Raw genomic sequence first — 18,394 nt, forward strand, 5'->3', positions numbered from 1 at the left:
AGACTATGGACAGTGGTCCGACTACGAGTGGTTGTGCGTGTGAGAGGTGGGGTCAGTGATGAACCGAAGAATGAGCAGACGGCAGTGTCTGTCCGCGCTTTCGGGGAGCGCGGCCGTCTCGTTGGCTGGTTGTCTGACGGATGGCATACGCGGCGGGAACAGTGAAACGCGGGCGGCGTTGTCCGAGCGGACGCTTCGGTACGGAGCGGTCGTTCCGTTGTCGGGTGGTCTCTCGACGTTCGGAGACGCGCTCGCGAACGGCACGACGTTGCCGGTAGCCGAGCTCGAGGACGCCGATCTGGACGCGACGATCGAACACGACGTCGTCGACTCCGAAACGACGCCGACAAGCGCGGTCGACGCGGCGGCAGGCCTGATCGACGACGGGTATCAGACGATCGTCGGTGCCGCCTCCTCGGGCGTCACGCTTCAGATGACACAGCAGGCGACGATTCCCGCGGGGACCGTCTCCTGTTCGCCGATGAGTACGTCGCCGACGCTTTCGATCCTCAACGACCGTGGCTACTCGTTTCGAACGGCACCGAACGACTCGTTACAGGGGGCCATCGCGGCGCAACTCGCGTCGACGGAACACGACGCCGAAACCGCCGCGACGTTGTACATGTCGGGCGACTACGGCCGACAGCTTTCCGGTTCGTTCTCGGCGTCGTTCGACGGGACGCTCCAGCGGCAGGTGCCGTTTACCCCGGGTAGTGACTCCTACGCTGACCCACTGGAGCGGGCACTGGCCGATGATCCCGATATTCTGTTTCTCGTCAGTTACGTCGAGAGCGGGGTCGATCTGTTACGTGAATACTACGCCGACCACGAGAACGGCGAAGACGTGTTCGTCACCGACGGGTTACAGGGCGAAACGGTCCCCGACAAGGTCGGTCAGCCGCTGTCTAACGTCTTCGGGACGGCACCGAGTTCGAGCGGCCCCGGCCGAGACGGGTTCGAGTCCCTGTATCGAAGCGAGTACGGAACCGACCCGGCGCTGTTTACGTCGAACTGCTACGACGCCGCGGCGACCGTCCTGCTTGCAAACGCCGCTGCAGGGGTAAACGACGGAACGGAGATCAGGGCCCGAATGAACGAGGTTACGACCGGCGACGGAACGGAGATCCTCCCGGGCAATCTCGCCGAGGGAATCGAACTCGCCGCAGCGGGCGAGCCGGTCCACTTCCGCGGTGCGTCCGGTGAAATCGAGTTCGACGAAAACGGCGACGGCGGATCGACGACCTACGAGTACTTCACGTACGCTGATGGCGACATCTCCGTGCTCGGAGAGCGGACTCCCCAGGGGGTGGCAGAATGAGCGATCAGGACCCACAGCAGCGGGCCGATGCCGGTGCCGAACCGGACACGAGCGACGAGGGTGACGACGCGGTACTGGGGGACCTCTCGAGTCTCGTCCCGTCGTTCATCCGCGGTAGCTACCGCGTGAAGTTCGTCATCTCGATTCTGCTCATCGTCGTCGTCCTCTCGGTCGTCGGCGGGATCGGCTACGTCGACGCCGAACGAACCGTCGAGAACGACGCCGAACAACAGCTAACGGCGACCGTCGAGATGCACGCCGACTCCATCAACGAGTGGACGATCGCGATGGAATCTCACACCCGGTCGCTCTCCTCCGCGCCCGCCCTTTCCGGAACGGACGCGGAGACCGCCGAAGCACACGTGATTCAGGAACAGGCCAAGTTGCCGGTCGACGTTCGGGCCATTCACATCGTCGATACCAACGACGGGCAGGTCCTGACCAGCACCAACGGCGAACTCCGCGGGCAGTCGATCGCGAGCATCGACGAGCCCTGGACCGAAATCGAACCCGGCGTCGACCTGACGGCGGCAAACGAGGTGTGGAACTCCCCGACCGCCTACCGGTCCGGGACGATGGACGATCAGGTGATCTCGTTTGCTAGCCCGGTCGAGGGTGACGAATCCCGAATCGCCGTCGTCGTCGGAACGATCGAGTACCGGGTCAACGGCCTTCGCCAGCTCCACGAGGATCAGGAAACGATGATCCTCAACACCGACGGCGAGACGGTACTGGCAAGCGACGAACTCGGCGGCGATCCGGACGCGGACATCGTCGAAGCGCTCGGTTCGGTCCGGGACGGTACCGCGTTCGAGCGCGACGACGATCTGGTGACTGCCTACGCCGCAACCGCGGACAACAACTGGGTCGCAGTGACGACCGTTCCCTCCGAGCAGGCGTTTGCAGCGAGTAACGCGGTCGGATGGACGCTGCTTTCGGTCATCGGTGCCGGTCTCGTGACCCTCGTCCTCGGCGGGTTCTTCCTCGCCAAACAGACCGTGACGCCGCTCGAGGACCTCCGGAACCGCGCCGAGCGCATGGAAGACGGCGATCTGACGGTCGATCTCTCGACGAACCGGATCGACGAGGTCGGCCGACTCTACCGGGCGTTCGACGAGATGCGCGAGACGCTTCAGGCACGGATCACCGAGGCGAAAGAAGCACAGGCGGACGCCGAGGCAGCACAGGCAGACGCCGAAGCGGCACAGGAGGAGGCCGAAGCCGCACGCGAGGAAGCCGAAGCCGAACGCGAACGCATGGCCGAGGTGACCGACGAACTGCAACGGGCAGCTGACCAGTACAGCCGAACGATGCGAGCCGCTGCGGACGGCGACCTCACCGTTCGCGCCACCGTCGACACCGACAACGAGCAGATGCGTGCGATCGGCGAGGAGTTCAACGCGATGCTCGACGAACTCGAGGCGACCGTCGAGAACGTCAAGCAGTTCGCCGACGACGTCTCGAGCGCCAGCACGGACGTCAAGGCCTCGAGTACGGAAGTTCAGCGGGCAAGCGAACAGGTCGCCGAGTCCATTCAGGAGATCTCGGACGTGGCCGACCGCCAGAGCGAACAGCTCCAGACCGTCGAAACCGAGATGTCCGACCTCTCGGCGAGCACCGAAGAGATCGCGTCGACGGCGACCGAGGTCGCGTCGGTGGCGGAACAGACGGTCGACTCGAGCCAGCGCGGTCGAGCGGCCGCGGAGGAGGCGATCTCGGAGATGGTCGAAGTCGAGTCCGAGGCCGAACGCGCCGTCGAAACGATCCAGTCCCTCGAAGAGGAGGTCGAACAGATCGGCGAACTCGTCGACGCGATTTCGGACGTCGCCGATCAGACGAACCTCTTGGCGTTGAACGCCAGCATCGAAGCGACGCGGGCCGGAACGGACGGGGACGCCGACGGGTTCGATATGGTCGCCCAGGAGATCAAGGAACTGTCTGCTGACGCGAAGGAAGCGGCGGCGGAGATCGAAAATCGGATCGCGACCATCCGCGAGAAGACCGACGAATCCGTCAGCGTCGTCGAAGAAACCAGCGACAAGGTCGAAGAAGGGACGAAGGCCGTCGAGCCGGCCGTCGAGTCGCTCGAGGAGATCGCCGAATACGCCGAGAGCACGAACGACGGCGTGCAGGAAATCTCCGCTGCGACCGACGATCAGGCGTCCTCGACCGAGCAAGTCGTTACCGCCGTCGACGACGTCGCAAGCAGCAGCGAGGAGTCCGCGGCCGAAGCCGCGAACGTCTCCGCGGCCGCCGAAGAGCAGACGGCCTCGCTTACCGACGTCACCCAAAACGTCAGTACGCTCGCCGAACAGGCCTCGGAACTGTCCGAAATGCTCGAGCGGTTCGAGACGGAGGCGGACCGCGCGGGGACGAGTGCCGGCGGTCGGGCGACACCCGACTCCACGACGGCCCCCGACGGCGGCTACGCTCGCGACGAGTAGCCCCGATTCGGCCGTTCGATACCAGCGCGGACGTCTCTCGAACGGTCGCCGTGCCGTAATTTCTTGACAGTTCGTGGTATACCACGATTCATGGACGATCTTTCACTCGGCGTTCCGGAACCGCTTCTCGAGCGACTGCCCGACGATGACGACGTCGCCGCGGCGGACATGCAGGAAGCGGTCGCCGACTGGGAACGACGGCTTAACCGCGCGATCGAGGACGCCGACGACGACCGCGAGGCCGCCGGACGGGTGCTCGAGGCCATCGATCGGTTCGAGCAACGATACGAGACCTACGACGAACTGATCCCCGAACTCCGCGCGTGGGGGCAGTCGCCGATTTACGCGATTGCGTGGCGGACGCTGTACGCGGACGTGATCGCACAGTTGTACGACCACGACGACCTCGCCGACCACCTCGAACGCGAACGAAACGCACGGCTCGTCGAGGACGGGATTCGGCTCCGGGATCTGTAACGAGGCAGTTGCGTCGTGACTGCGTCGAACCCCTCGATATACGTGGTCCTCGAACGCAAGCGTCAATCCTCCACGGACTGCCCCTTGTCGGCGTCTGTCTCCTCGGTTGCCGCCGACCGTTCGACCGCCTCGTTTCGGATCTCCACCTCGTGGGAGCGATCGGCGTGCTCGTCGAAAAACTGCTGTGCGTTCGCAAGCCCCTCCATGACCGTCTCCCTTTCGCAGGTATAACAGACACACCGATAGACTCTGTCACTCATCGGTTCGCTTCCGGTCTCGAACGGCACGAGTCGTCGTCGATCGACTCGCTCCCTCAGGTCTCTCACGGTCCGTTGTCTCGTCACCACTGGTTCTCCATCCCGAGACTGATCCCGGAGTTGCACCGTCCGATTCGTAACCGATCAGTACGCGATTCGTCGACGAGGTCATCACCCCCGTCTTGTTCGTTCACGCAAAAATATTTCCGCCCAATCTATTTGGGGCTAAATCGCCCTTTATTACTGGTGTAACATTCTACCTTCTATTCTCGAATAGTATCTCGAATTCAGGAGTCACTCGTCTTTCCCGACCGGCTCGGTAAAACGATCGAACGGCCGACTGTGTCGCCGGCGAAGCAGTCGTTCTCGTTCGACCGTCACCGGGAGGCCGTCTATCCGAGTCGTGACCTCGTTGATCGCCTCGGGATTCGATGCCACGGCCAGCGGCCGGACGTTCTCGCGGGCGCTCAGCATTTCGTCGACGGCGACGACGTTGGGCACCTCGAGAAGTCGGTCGACGATTTCCCCGCGGTTCTGTGACGGTGCCGTACAGGAAAACTGAAGCCGAAGGGGAAACCCCGCCTTCTCGTAATCGATAATGGGAACGTAGCCCTCGATGACCCCGTGTTCTTCCAGCTTTTCGATCCGGTTGCGGACGGTGGTATCGGTGACCGGCAATCGGTCGGCCATATCGACCGGCGTCGTCTCACGGGCGTTCTGCTGGAGGAGATGAAGGATGCCGTAGTCGATTTCGTCGAGTCCGTCAGCGATCATATACGACATACCTGAATAGCTGTTCTTGGCTCTTTGGATCGGCGACTGAACGCAGAGCAGTAAGCGGGTTTCATACCATAATGAAACCGACATTTTCTGATTACTCATTCGAGGTTGATGCGTGGCCTTCCGGGGGGCAGTCGCGCTCGTGTAGGTTACGGCGAATCGAGCGTCGAACGTCGCTCGTCGGACCACCCGTGTGACCGCACGTCTCCGGACGGGTCCCGGACCCGTGGCCGCTACACTACCGAGAACGGCGATGAAAACGATCGGGAAGAGACGGCGAGTCAGTCGTCCGCTGTCGCCTCCTGTTCTTCGATATGTTCGACGATCTCCGCTGTTTCGGCGACGAAGTCGTCGATATCGATTTCGTTCCCGTGGAGTACCGTCGAGAAGTACTGTGTTGCACTGGCCAGGGTGATGGCCTCCTCGAGTTCGTCCTCCGTGACACCTTCCATTCGCGCCTCTTCTTTGTGGAAGTGACTGCAGTACGGGCACCTGATCGCAGCAGCTACACCCGCTCCGACGAGCGCTTTCTCCCGTGCGGACAGTTCGGTTTCGCCCAACTCGAGGTCCCGAACGAGACCCCAGCTGTGGTCGCTCGCCGGCTCCGCGAGGACCGCGATCCAGTCGGGCACCTGCCCGAGATACTCCCGTATTTCCTCTCGAGTCTGATTGGTTACCATGTTCGCCTCCGCAACGAAAGGGACGGGTTCCGGGGATAGATAGCTATCGAGCGACAGTCCGTCACGTACCGGTTCCGGCCCATCCGGTGCAAGCCGGTCACTGGCTGCGGGGACACTCATCGCGTGGGAAGCGGTCAAAAGCAGTGTCAGCGTCGGACACTGGCCTCCGCCGGCTGCGATTCGGACCGGATGCCCCTGTAGGAGAGGGCGGCCCCGACTACGAACACGATCGTTACGAGGTAGATCGGGCCGAGGTGGGTCACCCAATCGTGGGTAAAGAGGTCCATGTAGTGCATCGGGAGAGCGAGTCCCAGACCGACGACGGCGGCGACGACCGCGGTCGTCCACGCCCACAGCTGTCCGCTTCGCACGCCGTACCACGCCAACGCCGCGAGGGCGATACCCGTCGAGATGATAAACGCCGCGGTGGCGACGTGGAGGTGCGTGATGTACTGAACGACGGCGGGGTCGACCGCGTTGAGGTCCGACCGGGTGACCCCGTTCAAGGTCGTAACGCCGAGTTCGAAGCCGGTACCGTAGAAGGCCCTGAGCAGGAAGGCTACCCCGTAGCCAACGAAGGCGACACCCGAAAGCGCCATGAGGAGTGCGCCGAGCCGTACCCCTCGTCCGTGTTCGTACCCGGTCCCGTGTCGGTCTACCGACGTGTGATCTACGCTCATCGTATCACCGATGGACAGTACGGGACGGAGCCACGTGTAGGCATCTCGTGGTGTTCGCGCAGCCGCTGGCCCTCTTGCACCGACTGCGCGGTTGCCACTGACTGCAATCGGTGGATCGACCGGATGCGGGCGGCCACCGTCTCGAGCGAGCCGCCGGTCCCGTGGGTTCCGAACGGCTCCGGTGTCAGTTCACGGCCGGTTCGACGGCGAGCGCTCGACACTGGTTTCGGACGGTCGTGCAGATCGCGTTCGCCCACTCGCGGGCCTCCGGTGTGTCGATGTCGATCACCACCCGCACCGTCCCGCTGTTCGGGTCGGAGCCGCTGATCGCGACCCGCTCGTCGAAGTGTCCGACGCCGTACGGCGGTAACTCCTCGTTGACGTGGACGGTGAGCGTACCGCTCTCTATGGCGTCGGCAAATTCCTCCGGACACGCCGAACGGATGGCGTCGCCCATGTTGGGCGGGCCGATGAGCTCCGTGTGCCTGCCGTCGGCGATCCGCCGTCGAAGTTCGTCCGTGCAGGGCTCGAGCAGGGCCACGTCACAGCCCACGAACCGAACCCGATCCGCCCCGTCGAGCAAGGACTGAAAGCGGTTCACCGGACCGTACGGATCGTCGGCCGCGGCGACCGTCACGACTCCATCGGCCACCAGGTCGACGGTGAACCCGCTCGATTCGTCCGGCAGATACTGCCAGACGTGACGGAGGGCCTGTTCCGTTTCGAAGCGCTCGAGGAGGTCCTGCATCCCCTCCGAGACGAACGCCCCAAGCGGCGTCGCCTCGTAGTACCCCTCGTTCCTGCTGATCCAGTGGCGTTCGTCGAACGCGCGCAGCGTGCGCCCGATTGTCGACTGCGAAACGCCGATCGACTCCCGGAGGTCGGCCCGACGCTGTGGCCCCCGAGAGAGCGCAGCCAGCACGGCACTGCGGTGTTCCGACCGCGCGAGGAACTCGATATCTTCGATCGGCGAGAGGGCGTTATACAGTAGCATGGTAGTAGTAGGCTCGGAGATGGTATAGCTGTTCGTCCCGCCGAGTCCGCGGCGGCGCTCGAGCGGTGCCGAGACACGTCGAACGGAGCGGAAACTTCCACTCCCCGCCGCCGCGACGGCTGTGGTGACGGTTCGGACGCGTAGCCGTGCGCCCGTTCATACAAGTATTCCGACCAAAACATAGAAAAAGTATGGTTTGTTACCCGGAACTATGTCTGCGACCGGGATTCCGTCCGTCGTTCAAAATCGATGCTGGTACAAGCGAACCTGTGATGGCGATCAGCCGGCACGATACCGTGTGAAAACGGCGGATGGAGTCCACGGCTGTTGTAGCGGTTGTCTCTCGCGACTGAGGTCAGAGGGAATCGTCGATCGATACGAACACGTCCTCGGTCGATAGCTCCGTTCGGAGCCCATGAGAGTCAGCATCGACGTGTAACTCCCGTTGAACTCGAGGTCGACACCGTTCTTCGCGAGCCACTCCCGGAATGGAAAGGACTCGGCGACTCGTCGGAACGAACCAGTCACGCATCCGCTTTACCGCAGTGCTGACCCGGCGACGTCTCCGGGTCCGAAACTGCGACGCCGATGGCGGACCTGCGGCTCAATCGAGCGGAGGTATCGCACTCGCTACACCAGTGGACGCGATCGGCGTCACCGAAGACCCGACGGAACCGGTCGGTGACGTATGCACCGCAGTGGACCCGCACTCGAATTGCCTCGCGTCGCTACGCGCCGCTCGGCGGTGTTGAGTGCGGGAGTAGAATGGGCCGGCGCAGATTCGAACTGCGGTTACGGCCACCCGAAGGCCGAAGGATACCAAGCTACCCCACCGGCCCGCATTCGGATTGTGAGCGTCCGTTCGTTTAACGCTTCCGAAAACTACCGTCGGGCCGCCGGCGTGCGGTTTGTTCCCTCGAGCAAGTCCTAAAAGCGGTCGTAGCCGTCCGTATCGAGGAAGTGGTGGGCGACGGTGATCGCCTGGTCGGCGTGTAACAGCGTGGGGCTTAACCGGAGTCGTCGGTCGGTGGCGTCCTCGAGTAGGGTCGTTTCCGCGGCCGTGAAATCGCGGTGGTCCGAGAGGACAAAGACGGGGTCCGCGAGGGCGGCGGGGTCGACGTCAACGACCGCATCCCCGTCCTCGTGAAGCTGGACGACGGGGCCGTCGCCGGCGAGTTCGGTCAGCGTCCCCTCGAGACCTCGTCGATACACGGCGATGCCGGGACTCGGTTCCGCGGGCAAGGCACCGATGGCCTCGTCGCGGTGCTCGAGGGCGGTTCGAACCAGTGCGGCGGTGCTGCGCTCGTCGGGGTGGAGGTTCCGAAGGTCGCCGCCGTCGAAGCTGATGGTGAGTTCGTCCTGAGCGATTAGGTGGACGCGAACGTCCTCGCGGATGCCGTGGGAGGTGACGAACGCGGACGTGATCGACCGACAGAGCGCGTCGAGCCGACCGGCACCGCTCGCGAGGTCGTCGAGCGAGAAGTCCGGCTCGGTCGGAACGTCGTGGCCGATGAGTACGAACTGGCGCATACCGAACCGACGTCAAGCGCCGGGATAGCCGCCACGGTTTCGATCGACTGCACTTCCCGGCTGGATACGCTATCAGTGACGCGGGTTGAGGCGATGCTCGAGGACGGTGTACGGAACCCGCAATCCGGGCATGCCGTGTCGGATCCACAGCAGTACAGCGGCGGCGAACAGTCCGAACTGGAACGTTTCGTATGGCCCCATCGAGTAGTAGTGAAGAATCGCGTCGATGATCCCGTCGACTGACGTCTCGGAAGGTTGTTCGACCGCGGGCCAGAGGAGGTACGCAGCGCCCGAAACGTCACCTCGAAGCGCGGACAGCGGGAGGTCCGCGACGAGATGCGAGAGGTGACCGACGAGAAACGCAAGCCCGATCTGGCGGCGTCCGAGCCGGGTTGTGACCGTGTACACGGCCGGAACCAGGAGCGCGGCGACGAAAAGCGAGTGTGTGAACGTCCGGCCGCCCGGCAGCACGCCGAACGACCACGCGAGCGGTTTGTCGATCAGGTCGGGGAACTGTGATCCGACGGCGACGGCGACCGCCGGAAGCGCACGCGGCGGTCGATCGAGCGTGCGGTACGTATAGGCGGTATACAGCAGGTATGCGACGGCGAAGTGTCCCCATGGCCACATCGCGTTTCGATTCGTCGGAGAGCGAGATAATCGCTTCGACTCCGGTTGCATAGCCAAGGCGAACCGTTTCCGGGGGCTTCGATGTGGAGTGACGACATGGCGAGTTCACAGCCATCGCGATCGGACGAGTCAGAAGGACAGTTGCTTTCGTTGCTCGAGGGGCGGACGTGTCCGGCCTGTTCGGACGGCGAACTCGAACGCGGCGTCTACAAGGACAAGCGGGCGGTGGTCTGTGATACCTGCGGAACGCCGCGGGTGCAGGTATGGCATCCCGCACCCGTTCGGTCCTCGTGACCACGGACGCGCCGGATCAGCGCTCGAGCGCTCCGATCCAGGCGTCGTCGCCGTGGACCGAACACCACGTTCCGTGAGCGTCGAAACAGCCGGGATCCATCGTTTTGCCGCACTCACACCAGTGTTGTCGGTCGTTGGGTATCGTTCGTCCGCAGAGTGGACACCGTGCGTGCATGTTCGTAACTCTCATGGTTAGCCATTTAGCGCTTTCACGGTTTTCGACGGGATATCCGGCAGTGAAATAACGAAGCGGATCACCGCGACCGCGACCCCGGGTACTCGTGGCCGACGACGAGCGCGACCACGTTGACCGTGATAAGTCCGAGAAACAGCGAGAGACGGGTTATCGAGTCGATTCCGGCGGCGACGACGGGGAGGTAGATGACCGGCAACAGTGTTCCAAGCCAGAAGCCGACGGTAGTGATGGAACTTCCGGGGTGCATGACCTTACCGCATCGATTCGAGAGCGACGAACGACTCGTCGTGTGCTGTGATCCAGTTGGTCATCAGTTCCTCCTCGCTCGCTTCGCGCGGAAAGAGGGCACATTCGTCCGGGGCGTTTTCGTTTTCGATAGTAACGTGATCGAGTGCGATGGCGGCTGCCGTCTCCTCGGGCCCTGTGCGCTGGGTGTCGATGTCGTTAGTCATTGGCAACAGGCGGCGGTCGCGCCGTGTCGACGTTCGCGGCACACCCCCATTGTTATCGGTTCGCTAACGCGGTCAATCGAGTCTGGAACGGCGCTTCGATCCGTTTTCAGACGCCGTAATCGGGTGAAAAAGAACACCACAGGCGATGACGTGTACGTCCTCGTTATAGTCGCTGCTCGGCCCGGATCATCGACTACCGGGCTTGGAAACGAGAGCTTTCGGTCGGATCGTCGGTTCCCGGTCCGCGAGCAAACGGCTCGTTACTCGACTTCGGGTCGCGCTCCGAGCGAGAACTCCGTCGTCGTCTCCCGGCCGTTTCGCCAGAGCCGAAGTTCGAGGTCGTCGCCGGGGCTGGTTTCGAGGGCGAGATGCGACGAGAGCGCGTGGCGATCCGGGATCGGCTCGCCGTCCATCTCGAGGATGACGTCGCCGCCGACGGGGATCGGCTCGTTTCGCCGACGGACGAACCTGTCGGCCCCTTCGAGGGCTCCTTCGGCCGGCCCGTCGTTGACATCGACGACAGCGACGCCGGTCGCGCTGGGGAGGTCGTTCTCCTCGGCGATGAGCCGGTCGACCGTCCGGAGACGGATCCCCATGTAAGAGTGTCCGTACTCTCCGTTCTCGATGAGTGACGGGACGACGCGGCGGGTCAGCGCGGCCGAGATCGCGAACCCGATGTTGTCCCCGCCCGCGGCGTTGACGACGCCGATAACGTTGCCGTCGAGATCGACCAGCGGACCGCCGCTGTTGCCGGGGTTGACGGCGGCGTCAGTCTGGATGACGTTCGGGTACGAAAACCGTCTGTTGGGTGCATCGAGCGTCCGGTTGACGCCGCTGACGATTCCGTCCGTCATCGAGCCCTCGAGACCGAAGGGGTTGCCGATCGCGAGTACCTGCTGGCCGACGACGGGACGGCGGTCGGTCAGCGACAGCGGCGTCGCCGAGTCGGGGACGTGGTCGACCTCGAGAACGGCCAGATCGCTGTAGTAATCGGTGCCGACGAGTCGGGTACCCGTCCAGTCACCGTTGATGTACTGGAGGTCGACGTCGGTGCCGCCGGCGACGACGTGGTCGTTCGTGACGATGTGACTGTCGTCGTAGAGGAAACCGGACCCCTGTCCCCGGCCCTCGTCACCGGTTCGGGGGTCGTCGACGCCGAAGACGCGGACCTGTGTGACCGAATCGATCGTCGCCTCGTAGACGTCAGTAAAGGTAGAGCCGTCCGCGAGGTTCTCCCGGTCGATCTCGTGGGAGGTGCTCCCCTCCATTGGATCGATGTTCCGGGGTTCCGAACAGCCGGCGACGGTACCGACGAGTCCGGCGCTCGCGGCTGCGAGAAACCGTCGCCGGTTCAGTCGAGAATCGTTCATGTCCGACGGATAGAACCCCATCCATTTCAAGCACGGGGGGATCATCCCGGTGATGTTCGGCTGTCGGAGTGGTGATCGAATATGTTCGTTTTCCGTCGAGTGGCGTACTCGAGAGGGCGGGACGGTTCGGACTCGCAGACGGTGATCCGTCGCCGGGCACGCACGACGATCGAAGGGAAAACGTGTTACCCGCGGCACTCCGATCCTCGGGACATGAGTATCGAAGACGCCCGGGCGTTGCTCGAAACGGGGGTCGTCTGTGACTCCTGTCTCGGCCGGCCGTTCGCCGAGCGGAGTTTCGGACTGACAAACGCCGAGCGCGGTCGCGCGCTGCGAACGACGATCGCGATCGCCGACGACGACCCTTTCGAGCCCGTCGACCCCGCCGACTGCTGGGTCTGTGAGGGGTACTGTGGCAGCTTCGACGCCGTCGCGACGACGATCGTCGACGCGCTCGAGGGGACCGATTTCGGGACCTATCAGGTCGGGACTCGCGTCCCGCCGCTGGTCGAGGAAAACGAGCGACTCCTCCGGGAAGACGCCGGACTCGAGCCCGACGCCGGCGAATCCCTCAAACGGGAGGTCAACCGGGAGGTTGGTCGTCGCGTCGGCGCGAAGACGGGAGCCGAGGTCGATTTCGATCGCCCGGACGTCCTCGCGGTGGTCGATCTCGAGGCGTTCGATCCGCTCGACGCGATCGATGATTCCGTGACGGGACACGCGGTCGACGTGCAGGTGAATCCCGCCTTCGTCTACGGCCGGTACCGCAAACTCGAGCGGGACATCCCCCAGACGGAGTGGCCCTGTCGGGAGTGTGGCGGGAGCGGCGTCCAACTGGGCGACGGCGGCGAGGAACCCTGTGACTACTGTGGCGGGTCGGGATACATGTACGAGACCAGCGTCGAGCAGACCGTCAGACCGTACGTCGTCGAGGCGATGGACGGCGACGAGGGGACGTTCCACGGCGCGGGCCGCGAGGACGTCGACGCCCGGATGCTCGGGGAAGGGCGGCCGTTCGTCCTCGAGGTGAAACGGCCTCGCAAGCGCGATCCCGACGTGGAGGCGCTCGAACGGGAGATCAACGACGCCGCCGACGGCGCGGTCGAGGTCGAAGGGTTGCGGCTGGCGACCTACGAGATGGTCGAGCGCGTCAAGGAACACGACGCCAGCAAGCACTACCGGGCGGACGTCGAGTTTGCGGACTCGGTCGAGGAAGACGCCTTCGGGACCGCGCTCGAGGAACTGTCCGGGACGACCGTCGAGCAGGAGACGCCCCAGCGGGTCGATCACCGGCGAGCGAGCCTTACGCGCGAACGAACGGTCTACGAGATCGACGGCGAGTTGCTCGAGCCGACCGAGGCCGAGGTCCGGCTTCACGGCGAGGGTGGCCTCTACGTCAAGGAACTCATCAGCAGCGACGACGGCCGGACGGAACCGAGCCTCGCGGGCTTGCTCGGCACCGAGGCCGAGGTGACGGCACTGGACGTCACCGGCGTCGAAGGGGAAGACGAACCGTTCGAACGCGAGCCGTACTTCCGGGACGAACCGCGAGCAGGCGACGGTTCCGAGTAGCCTCTCGGCGACTACTCCCTCGCGGGATCGTGCGTTTCGTACCACTTGAGGAGTTGCTCGAGCCGGTGGATCGCGCGATCCGGATCGCCGATGGTGTGGTGTTCGTCGGGGTAGACGACGAGCTTCGCGTCGACGCCTTGCTTGCGAACCGCGACGTAGAGCTGTTCGGACTGGGAGGGCGGACAGCGCCAGTCCTCGCCGCCGGCCATCACCAAAAGCGGCGTCTCGATCGCGTCGGCATCGAGAACGGCCGAGGCGTCGTCGTAGGCGTCGGGGTTCTCCCACGGGAGCCCGAACTCGGCTTCCGTCAGGTTGTGGGTGTCGGCGGTGCCGAACGACGACCGCAGGTCGTAGATGCCGTGTTCGGGTGCCGCGGCCGCCAGCAGGTCCGTCTGCGTGACGAGATGCCCCTGGGCGATCCCACCGTACGAAAACCCGTAGCCGAAGACGCGGTCCGGATCGGCCCAGCCCCGGTCGACGAGCGACTCGACCCCGGCGACGATGTCGTCGACTTCGGCGGTCCCCCGCTGCCCGTCGAGCACCTCGGCGAACGCCGCCCCGCGGGAGGAGCCGCCGCGATAGTTCGGTCGGAACACCACGTAGCCGCGACTCGTCAGTGCGGCGTGGTCGAACCGGAACTCGGGTTCGTCGTAGGACAGCGGCCCGCCGTGGATCGCGACGACGACGGGGTGTGGGCCGTCGTCCTCGAGATCGGTGTCGGGAGGACGGTAGACGAGGCCGTCGATCGTCCAGTCGTCGGACTCCCACTCGACGCGTCGGACCTCGGGCATGGGATACTCGTCGGTAAGTTCGGCGTTGACCCGCGAGAGCCGCCGGAGCGACGTCGGCTCGTCGTCCGCCGTCAGGTCGTCGACCGCGACGCTGTGGACGTCCGCGCCCGCTTGCGGATGCGAGAACACGAGCGCGGCCGTCGTTCCGTCCGCCGAGACGTCGAAGTGAGCGAGCGCGCGGTCGTTGCCCTGTGCCTCGAAGAGCCGTTCGACGGTCCCCTCGAGATCCGCACGCACGAGCCGCGTTCGTGCCTCGTCGCCGACGAGCGCGTACGCCGCGTCGTCGATCCACGCGAGGCCGGACTCGAACGCGACCGTTCGATCGAGCGACGCCGTCAACGCGTGAGAGTCCTCCCCGTCGTGGAAGTAGATCACGGCAGGGCGGTACCAGTCTTCCGTGTCCTTGCCGACGTACCCGAGGGTTCCGTCCGCTCGCCAGCGCGGGGCGTGACACCACAGCTCGCCGTCGGTGAGTCGCTCGAGTCCCTCGCCGTCGGGATCGATCGTGTAGACGTCCCGGATCAGCGTGTCGTCGGGCCGCTCGAGGCGACAGGAGGTAAAGGCGATCCGGCCGGTCGGTCCCCAGCGCGGTGTCAGTCCGGCCATATCCTGAAAGGCACCGCCGCCGAAGGCGTCGTCGAGGCGTTCGATCCCGTCGCCCTCGAGATCGACGACGAAGAGGGAGGTGTTCACCTCGTCCGTCCAGCCGGAGCCGTCGACCTTGTGCTGGAGCCGCGTGGTCTCGATCGGGCCGCCCTCGCGCCGGCGCTCGAGGGCCGCGCGTTGCTCGTCGGTCGGATCGCGAGCGGCGACGACGAGCCGATCGCCGGCGGGCGACCAGTCGAACTCCGCGACGCCGTCCTCCCGGTCGGTTACCTGTCTGGCGTCGCCGCCACGATCGAGGTCGAACAGCCATACCTGCCGGTTCGGCTCGTCGGCCGTCGTGTCGTTTTCGTCCGTCTCCGCATCCGCTTCGCTCGAGTCGTCGCCCGAGCGGCGACGCCGGCCAACGCGACGATCGACGTCGGTCTCACGGGCAGCGAGAAACGCGAGTCGCTCCCCCGATGGACCCCAAGCTGGGTCCGACGCACCCGCGACCGTCGTCAACCGGTGTGGCTCACGGGAGCCGTCGGTGGGAACGACGAAAAGCGATGAGAGTGCCTCGTCGTCCGTTTCGTCGTATTCGGTCGCGGTAAACGCGAGTCGCTCGCCGTCCGGTGCGATCGCGAGATCCGTGATCCGCGTGAGATCGTAAAACGCCTCGAGCGGGATTTCGGTCCGGTCGTTCACGTTCCGTACCTCTCAATCCAATATAATATTTATTGCGTGTGGGTGTGGACTGTTGGCATATATTCCGCCTAGTCATTCGTCGTCGCGGGTGCCTCGAGCGACGGAACAACGCAAAATGCGTCAGCGATGATCCGGGCAAACGCTGCCGTTCGTTCGGTTCGCGGAACTCGCGGGCCGGGATAGTCCGCAAAGCGGGTCGCTATCGCCGGCCGATCCGGGTACGAGAGCACCTAGATCGGCCAGTACGGTACGCTTCGATCACGGGGGTTACGATCGACTGTCGTTGCAACGGAGGAATACCGATCAGTAACAGCTGTCATATAGACACCCATATAGCTATTATATTAATTCTTCATCCTTGAATAACGGAATAAAAACGCATTCACGATGAACAGACGAAAATTCCTGGCGGTAACCGGGATGGGTGCAGCAAGCAGTTCGATCCCGTACTCGACGCTCTCTCGAGCCGAAGGGGAAAACGAAATCATCGAAGAGGAGTTTTTCACGCCCGAAAAAGGGACCAATATCGATACGCCGGCGGTCTGGCACGGAGACGACGAAGACCTGGTATTGGTCACGGCAAAGGAGAGCGACGAACTCGTGGTGTTCGACGCAAGCGACGGGGAGTACCGAGGGAGCATCGGATCCGAGGGGACCGATCTCGGCGAGTTTCAGCGCCCGAACGAGGTGTTCGTCATCGACGACCACGCCCTCGTCGTCGAACGGGATAATCGGCGGATTCAGGTGATTCGGCTGCCCGATCGCAAACCGCTCGGAACGTTCGGAGCGGACCGACTGCGCAAACCCTACGGCTGTACGGTCTTCCGAAGCTACTTCGGCTACGAACTGTTCGTGACTGACGATTACGACGCCGCCGACGCCTCGGAACTGGACGAGCGCGTCAAGCATTACCGGTTCATGATGACGGAAAACGGCGTCGACGCACACCACGTCAAGACGTTCGGCGAGACCGAGAAACCGGGGGCCCTTTCCGAGGTCGAGACGATCTACGCCGATCCGGAATACGACCGGCTCGTGATTTCGGACGAACAGGCGACGGCGATCAAGCTGTACGATCTCTCGGGGAACTTCGTTTCCGTCGGCCCGACGATGTTCGACGACGATCCGGAGGGGCTCGATCTGTACACTGACGACGATACCGAGGGCTACTGGGTCTGTACCGATCAGATCGACGAGCGCAGCCGGTTCCACGTCTTCGACCGCGCCTCGTTCGACTATCAGGCCACGTTCCGCGGCGAACGAACCGCGGACACGGACGGTGTCTGGCTCACGCAACGCGAGTTCGGGCCGTTCTCCGAGGGTGCGTTCTTCGCGGTTCACGCCGATCGTTCGGTCTCGGCGTTCGACTGGGATGACATCGAGGACGTCATCGAAGACGACTAACCGCGGCCGACGACGAGACGAGCGAACGCGATACTGAAGCGTCGTGGCCGGCCAATCGGCCGAGTCACAACCGTTTTGCGTTCGCCCTTCGATCGGGCGTGTATGCCCTTTGGCGTCGACGAAGCGGGAAAAGGCCCGGCTCTGGGATCGATGTTCGCCGCGGCGGTTTACTGCGACGACCGGGACGTCCTTCCCGAGGGAATCGCGGATTCGAAGCGCCTCGAACCCGATCGACGCGAGGAACTGGCCGCGGCGATCCGCGCGGACGATCGCGTTCACGTCGGCGTCACCGAGGTCCCGCCGGCACGGATCGACGAGCCGGCGACGGACATGAACTCGCTGACCGTCGACGCCCACGCCGAAGCGATCGAGTCGGCGCTCGAGGGCTGTGACCCCGCCCGACTCGAGACCGACCCGGTTTCCGGGCTCTGTGACGCCTGCGACACCGACGCCGATCGGTTCGCCCGCCGGGTCGCCGACGCCTGCGCGGACCCGACTGCGGCCGGCCTCGAGATCGAAGCGCGCCACGGCGCGGACGACGACTCGGCCGTCGTCGGTGCGGCCAGCATCGTCGCCAAGGTCGAACGCGACGCCCACGTCGACGCCCTCGCCGCGGAGTACGGTCCGGTCGGCAGCGGCTATCCGAGCGATCCGACGACCCGCGAGTTCCTCGAGACCTACGTCGACGAACACGGCACCCTCCCGCCGTTCGCGCGGGAATCGTGGTCGACCTGCGAGGACGTCCTCGCGGCGGCTCAACAGACCGGACTCGAGCAGTTTTGAGGGACGCCCGGGTGATCCGACCCGTTCGGTGCCAGCGCCCGCTACGGCCGTCCGCGTTGGATCGATCGCCGACGGAGTAACCGGGTCACGATGGGTCGCATCGTCGGAAGCACCCGAAAGTGTTCACGCCCGATCACGTTCGGAGATGTTATATTTTGGACTTCTACATCAATAGTATGATCAAATCGATCGGCGGTGCGATTATGGACGTCTTGCTCGGACGGTTGCTCGTGACCGTCGTACTGGTGGTGCCGGTGCTGGCCGTTAGCTTCCTGTTGGCCGGCGGGACGGAGGTGCTCATCTCTCTCGGACTTTCCAGAAACGTAGCCGGGACGATCACCGCCGCGTTGGCCACGATCGGCAGCATCGCCGGATTGGCGGCGTTCGGTTACTACCTGATCGACTGGTAGTCGTCGGTACCTGTCGACCGTTTTATACGCTCCGCGTGCACA

21 protein-coding genes and 1 tRNA gene are annotated in these 18,394 nt (G+C 64.2%); 8 read left to right on the forward strand and 14 right to left on the reverse strand.

What is annotated here, in order from left to right; all coding sequences use genetic code 11:
* Positions 1–70: 70 nt before the first annotated feature.
* The 3 genes from TX80_RS08480 to TX80_RS08490 all read left to right on the forward strand — a co-directional run bounded on the left by TX80_RS08480 (position 71) and on the right by TX80_RS08490 (position 4,239).
* Positions 71–1,318 (forward strand): ABC transporter substrate-binding protein, encoded by a 1,248-nt coding sequence (locus TX80_RS08480; RefSeq protein WP_081661516.1) that lies wholly within the window; start codon positions 71–73, stop codon positions 1,316–1,318.
* Positions 1,315–3,762, forward strand: coding sequence for a methyl-accepting chemotaxis protein (locus TX80_RS08485; RefSeq protein ID WP_049922675.1), 2,448 nt, complete (start codon positions 1,315–1,317; stop codon positions 3,760–3,762). The genes TX80_RS08480 and TX80_RS08485 overlap by 4 nt, the downstream gene beginning before the upstream one ends.
* 90 nt (positions 3,763–3,852) lie before the next feature.
* On the forward strand, positions 3,853–4,239 hold the full coding sequence (locus TX80_RS08490) for a hypothetical protein (RefSeq protein ID WP_049922676.1): 387 nt from the start codon (positions 3,853–3,855) through the stop codon (positions 4,237–4,239).
* Between the two features lie 62 nt (positions 4,240–4,301).
* Here TX80_RS08490 and TX80_RS08495 read toward each other — a convergent pair whose 3' ends face one another.
* The 9 genes from TX80_RS08495 to TX80_RS08530 form a co-directional block, all read right to left on the reverse strand.
* Complete coding sequence (locus tag TX80_RS08495) at positions 4,302–4,499, reverse strand: hypothetical protein (RefSeq protein WP_049923200.1); 198 nt, start codon at positions 4,497–4,499, stop codon at positions 4,302–4,304.
* Between the two features lie 291 nt (positions 4,500–4,790).
* A complete protein-coding gene (locus TX80_RS08500) occupies positions 4,791–5,270 on the reverse strand; it encodes an Lrp/AsnC family transcriptional regulator (protein WP_049923201.1) in 480 nt (159 codons plus the stop codon).
* Between the two features lie 287 nt (positions 5,271–5,557).
* Positions 5,558–5,956 carry a carboxymuconolactone decarboxylase family protein gene (locus tag TX80_RS08505; RefSeq protein WP_049922677.1) on the reverse strand — a complete coding sequence of 133 codons (399 nt, stop codon included), beginning with the start codon at positions 5,954–5,956 and terminating at the stop codon, positions 5,558–5,560.
* Positions 5,957–6,102: 146 nt separating this feature from the next.
* Positions 6,103–6,636 carry a hypothetical protein gene (locus tag TX80_RS08510; RefSeq protein WP_049922678.1) on the reverse strand — a complete coding sequence of 178 codons (534 nt, stop codon included), beginning with the start codon at positions 6,634–6,636 and terminating at the stop codon, positions 6,103–6,105.
* Positions 6,637–6,820: 184 nt separating this feature from the next.
* Complete coding sequence (locus TX80_RS08515) at positions 6,821–7,630, reverse strand: helix-turn-helix transcriptional regulator (RefSeq protein WP_049922679.1); 810 nt, start codon at positions 7,628–7,630, stop codon at positions 6,821–6,823.
* Between the two features lie 524 nt (positions 7,631–8,154).
* Positions 8,155–8,346 carry a DUF7563 family protein gene (locus TX80_RS19725; RefSeq protein WP_081661520.1) on the reverse strand — a complete coding sequence of 64 codons (192 nt, stop codon included), beginning with the start codon at positions 8,344–8,346 and terminating at the stop codon, positions 8,155–8,157.
* A 50-nt stretch (positions 8,347–8,396) separates the two neighbouring features.
* Positions 8,397–8,469: transfer RNA gene (locus TX80_RS08520), tRNA-Pro, on the reverse strand.
* 88 nt (positions 8,470–8,557) lie between these two features.
* Positions 8,558–9,160: a tRNA (pseudouridine(54)-N(1))-methyltransferase TrmY gene (gene trmY / locus TX80_RS08525; protein WP_049922680.1), complete on the reverse strand. Its 603-nt coding sequence runs from the start codon at positions 9,158–9,160 to the stop codon at positions 8,558–8,560.
* A gap of 72 nt (positions 9,161–9,232) precedes the next feature.
* The gene (locus tag TX80_RS08530; protein ID WP_049922681.1) at positions 9,233–9,790 is read right to left on the reverse strand and encodes a metal-dependent hydrolase; all 558 of its coding nucleotides are present in this window, start codon (positions 9,788–9,790) and stop codon (positions 9,233–9,235) included.
* A 96-nt stretch (positions 9,791–9,886) separates the two neighbouring features.
* On the opposite strand from TX80_RS08530, the gene TX80_RS08535 reads away from it, so the two are divergent.
* Entirely contained in the window at positions 9,887–10,084 is a 198-nt protein-coding gene (locus tag TX80_RS08535) for an HVO_A0556 family zinc finger protein (RefSeq protein WP_049922682.1), read from the forward strand.
* Positions 10,085–10,100: 16 nt separating this feature from the next.
* Here TX80_RS08535 and TX80_RS18975 read toward each other — a convergent pair whose 3' ends face one another.
* The 4 genes from TX80_RS18975 to TX80_RS08550 all read right to left on the reverse strand — a co-directional run bounded on the left by TX80_RS18975 (position 10,101) and on the right by TX80_RS08550 (position 12,102).
* Positions 10,101–10,259 carry a hypothetical protein gene (locus tag TX80_RS18975; RefSeq protein ID WP_154658612.1) on the reverse strand — a complete coding sequence of 53 codons (159 nt, stop codon included), beginning with the start codon at positions 10,257–10,259 and terminating at the stop codon, positions 10,101–10,103.
* A 79-nt stretch (positions 10,260–10,338) separates the two neighbouring features.
* A complete protein-coding gene (locus TX80_RS08540) occupies positions 10,339–10,527 on the reverse strand; it encodes a hypothetical protein (RefSeq protein ID WP_049922683.1) in 189 nt (62 codons plus the stop codon).
* A gap of 4 nt (positions 10,528–10,531) precedes the next feature.
* Positions 10,532–10,732: a DUF7511 domain-containing protein gene (locus TX80_RS08545; protein ID WP_049922684.1), complete on the reverse strand. Its 201-nt coding sequence runs from the start codon at positions 10,730–10,732 to the stop codon at positions 10,532–10,534.
* A 260-nt stretch (positions 10,733–10,992) separates the two neighbouring features.
* A complete protein-coding gene (locus TX80_RS08550) occupies positions 10,993–12,102 on the reverse strand; it encodes a S1C family serine protease (protein ID WP_049923202.1) in 1,110 nt (369 codons plus the stop codon).
* A 213-nt stretch (positions 12,103–12,315) separates the two neighbouring features.
* Between TX80_RS08550 and TX80_RS08555 the strand changes: the two genes are divergently transcribed.
* Positions 12,316–13,674: a tRNA pseudouridine(54/55) synthase Pus10 gene (locus tag TX80_RS08555; protein WP_049923203.1), complete on the forward strand. Its 1,359-nt coding sequence runs from the start codon at positions 12,316–12,318 to the stop codon at positions 13,672–13,674.
* 11 nt (positions 13,675–13,685) lie between these two features.
* Here the strand turns inward: TX80_RS08555 and TX80_RS08560 are convergent, their stop codons facing one another.
* On the reverse strand, positions 13,686–15,755 hold the full coding sequence (locus TX80_RS08560; RefSeq protein ID WP_049922685.1) for a S9 family peptidase: 2,070 nt from the start codon (positions 15,753–15,755) through the stop codon (positions 13,686–13,688).
* Positions 15,756–16,142: 387 nt separating this feature from the next.
* Here TX80_RS08560 and TX80_RS08565 point away from each other — a divergent pair, with 387 nt between their 5' ends.
* The 3 genes from TX80_RS08565 (at position 16,143) to TX80_RS08575 (ending at position 18,352) form a co-directional block, all read left to right on the forward strand.
* Complete coding sequence (locus TX80_RS08565; RefSeq protein WP_154658613.1) at positions 16,143–17,159, forward strand: phytase; 1,017 nt, start codon at positions 16,143–16,145, stop codon at positions 17,157–17,159.
* Positions 17,160–17,261: 102 nt separating this feature from the next.
* Positions 17,262–17,942 carry a ribonuclease HII gene (gene rnhB, locus TX80_RS08570; RefSeq protein ID WP_049922687.1) on the forward strand — a complete coding sequence of 227 codons (681 nt, stop codon included), beginning with the start codon at positions 17,262–17,264 and terminating at the stop codon, positions 17,940–17,942.
* 176 nt (positions 17,943–18,118) lie between these two features.
* Positions 18,119–18,352 carry a hypothetical protein gene (locus TX80_RS08575; RefSeq protein ID WP_049922688.1) on the forward strand — a complete coding sequence of 78 codons (234 nt, stop codon included), beginning with the start codon at positions 18,119–18,121 and terminating at the stop codon, positions 18,350–18,352.
* Positions 18,353–18,394: the final 42 nt, after the last annotated feature.

Source organism: Halopiger djelfimassiliensis, assembly GCF_000455365.1.
GTDB lineage: Archaea > Halobacteriota > Halobacteria > Halobacteriales > Natrialbaceae > Halopiger_B > Halopiger_B djelfimassiliensis.

Bases quoted from the DNA above. Each gene is read 5' to 3' on its own strand.
- TX80_RS08480 (WP_081661516.1), top strand. From the start codon at position 71: ATGAGCAGACGGCAGTGTCTGTCCGCGCTTTCGGGGAGCGCGGCCGTC.
- TX80_RS08485 (WP_049922675.1), top strand. From the start codon at position 1,315: ATGAGCGATCAGGACCCACAGCAGCGGGCCGATGCCGGTGCCGAACCG.
- TX80_RS08490 (WP_049922676.1), top strand. From the start codon at position 3,853: ATGGACGATCTTTCACTCGGCGTTCCGGAACCGCTTCTCGAGCGACTG.
- TX80_RS08495 (WP_049923200.1), bottom strand. From the start codon at position 4,499: ATGAGTGACAGAGTCTATCGGTGTGTCTGTTATACCTGCGAAAGGGAG.
- TX80_RS08500 (WP_049923201.1), bottom strand. From the start codon at position 5,270: ATGATCGCTGACGGACTCGACGAAATCGACTACGGCATCCTTCATCTC.
- TX80_RS08505 (WP_049922677.1), bottom strand. From the start codon at position 5,956: ATGGTAACCAATCAGACTCGAGAGGAAATACGGGAGTATCTCGGGCAG.
- TX80_RS08510 (WP_049922678.1), bottom strand. From the start codon at position 6,636: ATGAGCGTAGATCACACGTCGGTAGACCGACACGGGACCGGGTACGAA.
- TX80_RS08515 (WP_049922679.1), bottom strand. From the start codon at position 7,630: ATGCTACTGTATAACGCCCTCTCGCCGATCGAAGATATCGAGTTCCTC.
- trmY (WP_049922680.1), bottom strand. From the start codon at position 9,160: ATGCGCCAGTTCGTACTCATCGGCCACGACGTTCCGACCGAGCCGGAC.
- TX80_RS08530 (WP_049922681.1), bottom strand. From the start codon at position 9,790: ATGTGGCCATGGGGACACTTCGCCGTCGCATACCTGCTGTATACCGCC.
- TX80_RS08535 (WP_049922682.1), top strand. From the start codon at position 9,887: ATGGCGAGTTCACAGCCATCGCGATCGGACGAGTCAGAAGGACAGTTG.
- TX80_RS18975 (WP_154658612.1), bottom strand. From the start codon at position 10,259: ATGCACGCACGGTGTCCACTCTGCGGACGAACGATACCCAACGACCGA.
- TX80_RS08540 (WP_049922683.1), bottom strand. From the start codon at position 10,527: ATGCACCCCGGAAGTTCCATCACTACCGTCGGCTTCTGGCTTGGAACA.
- TX80_RS08545 (WP_049922684.1), bottom strand. From the start codon at position 10,732: ATGACTAACGACATCGACACCCAGCGCACAGGGCCCGAGGAGACGGCA.
- TX80_RS08550 (WP_049923202.1), bottom strand. From the start codon at position 12,102: ATGAACGATTCTCGACTGAACCGGCGACGGTTTCTCGCAGCCGCGAGC.
- TX80_RS08555 (WP_049923203.1), top strand. From the start codon at position 12,316: ATGAGTATCGAAGACGCCCGGGCGTTGCTCGAAACGGGGGTCGTCTGT.
- TX80_RS08565 (WP_154658613.1), top strand. From the start codon at position 16,143: ATGAACAGACGAAAATTCCTGGCGGTAACCGGGATGGGTGCAGCAAGC.
- rnhB (WP_049922687.1), top strand. From the start codon at position 17,262: ATGCCCTTTGGCGTCGACGAAGCGGGAAAAGGCCCGGCTCTGGGATCG.
- TX80_RS08575 (WP_049922688.1), top strand. From the start codon at position 18,119: ATGATCAAATCGATCGGCGGTGCGATTATGGACGTCTTGCTCGGACGG.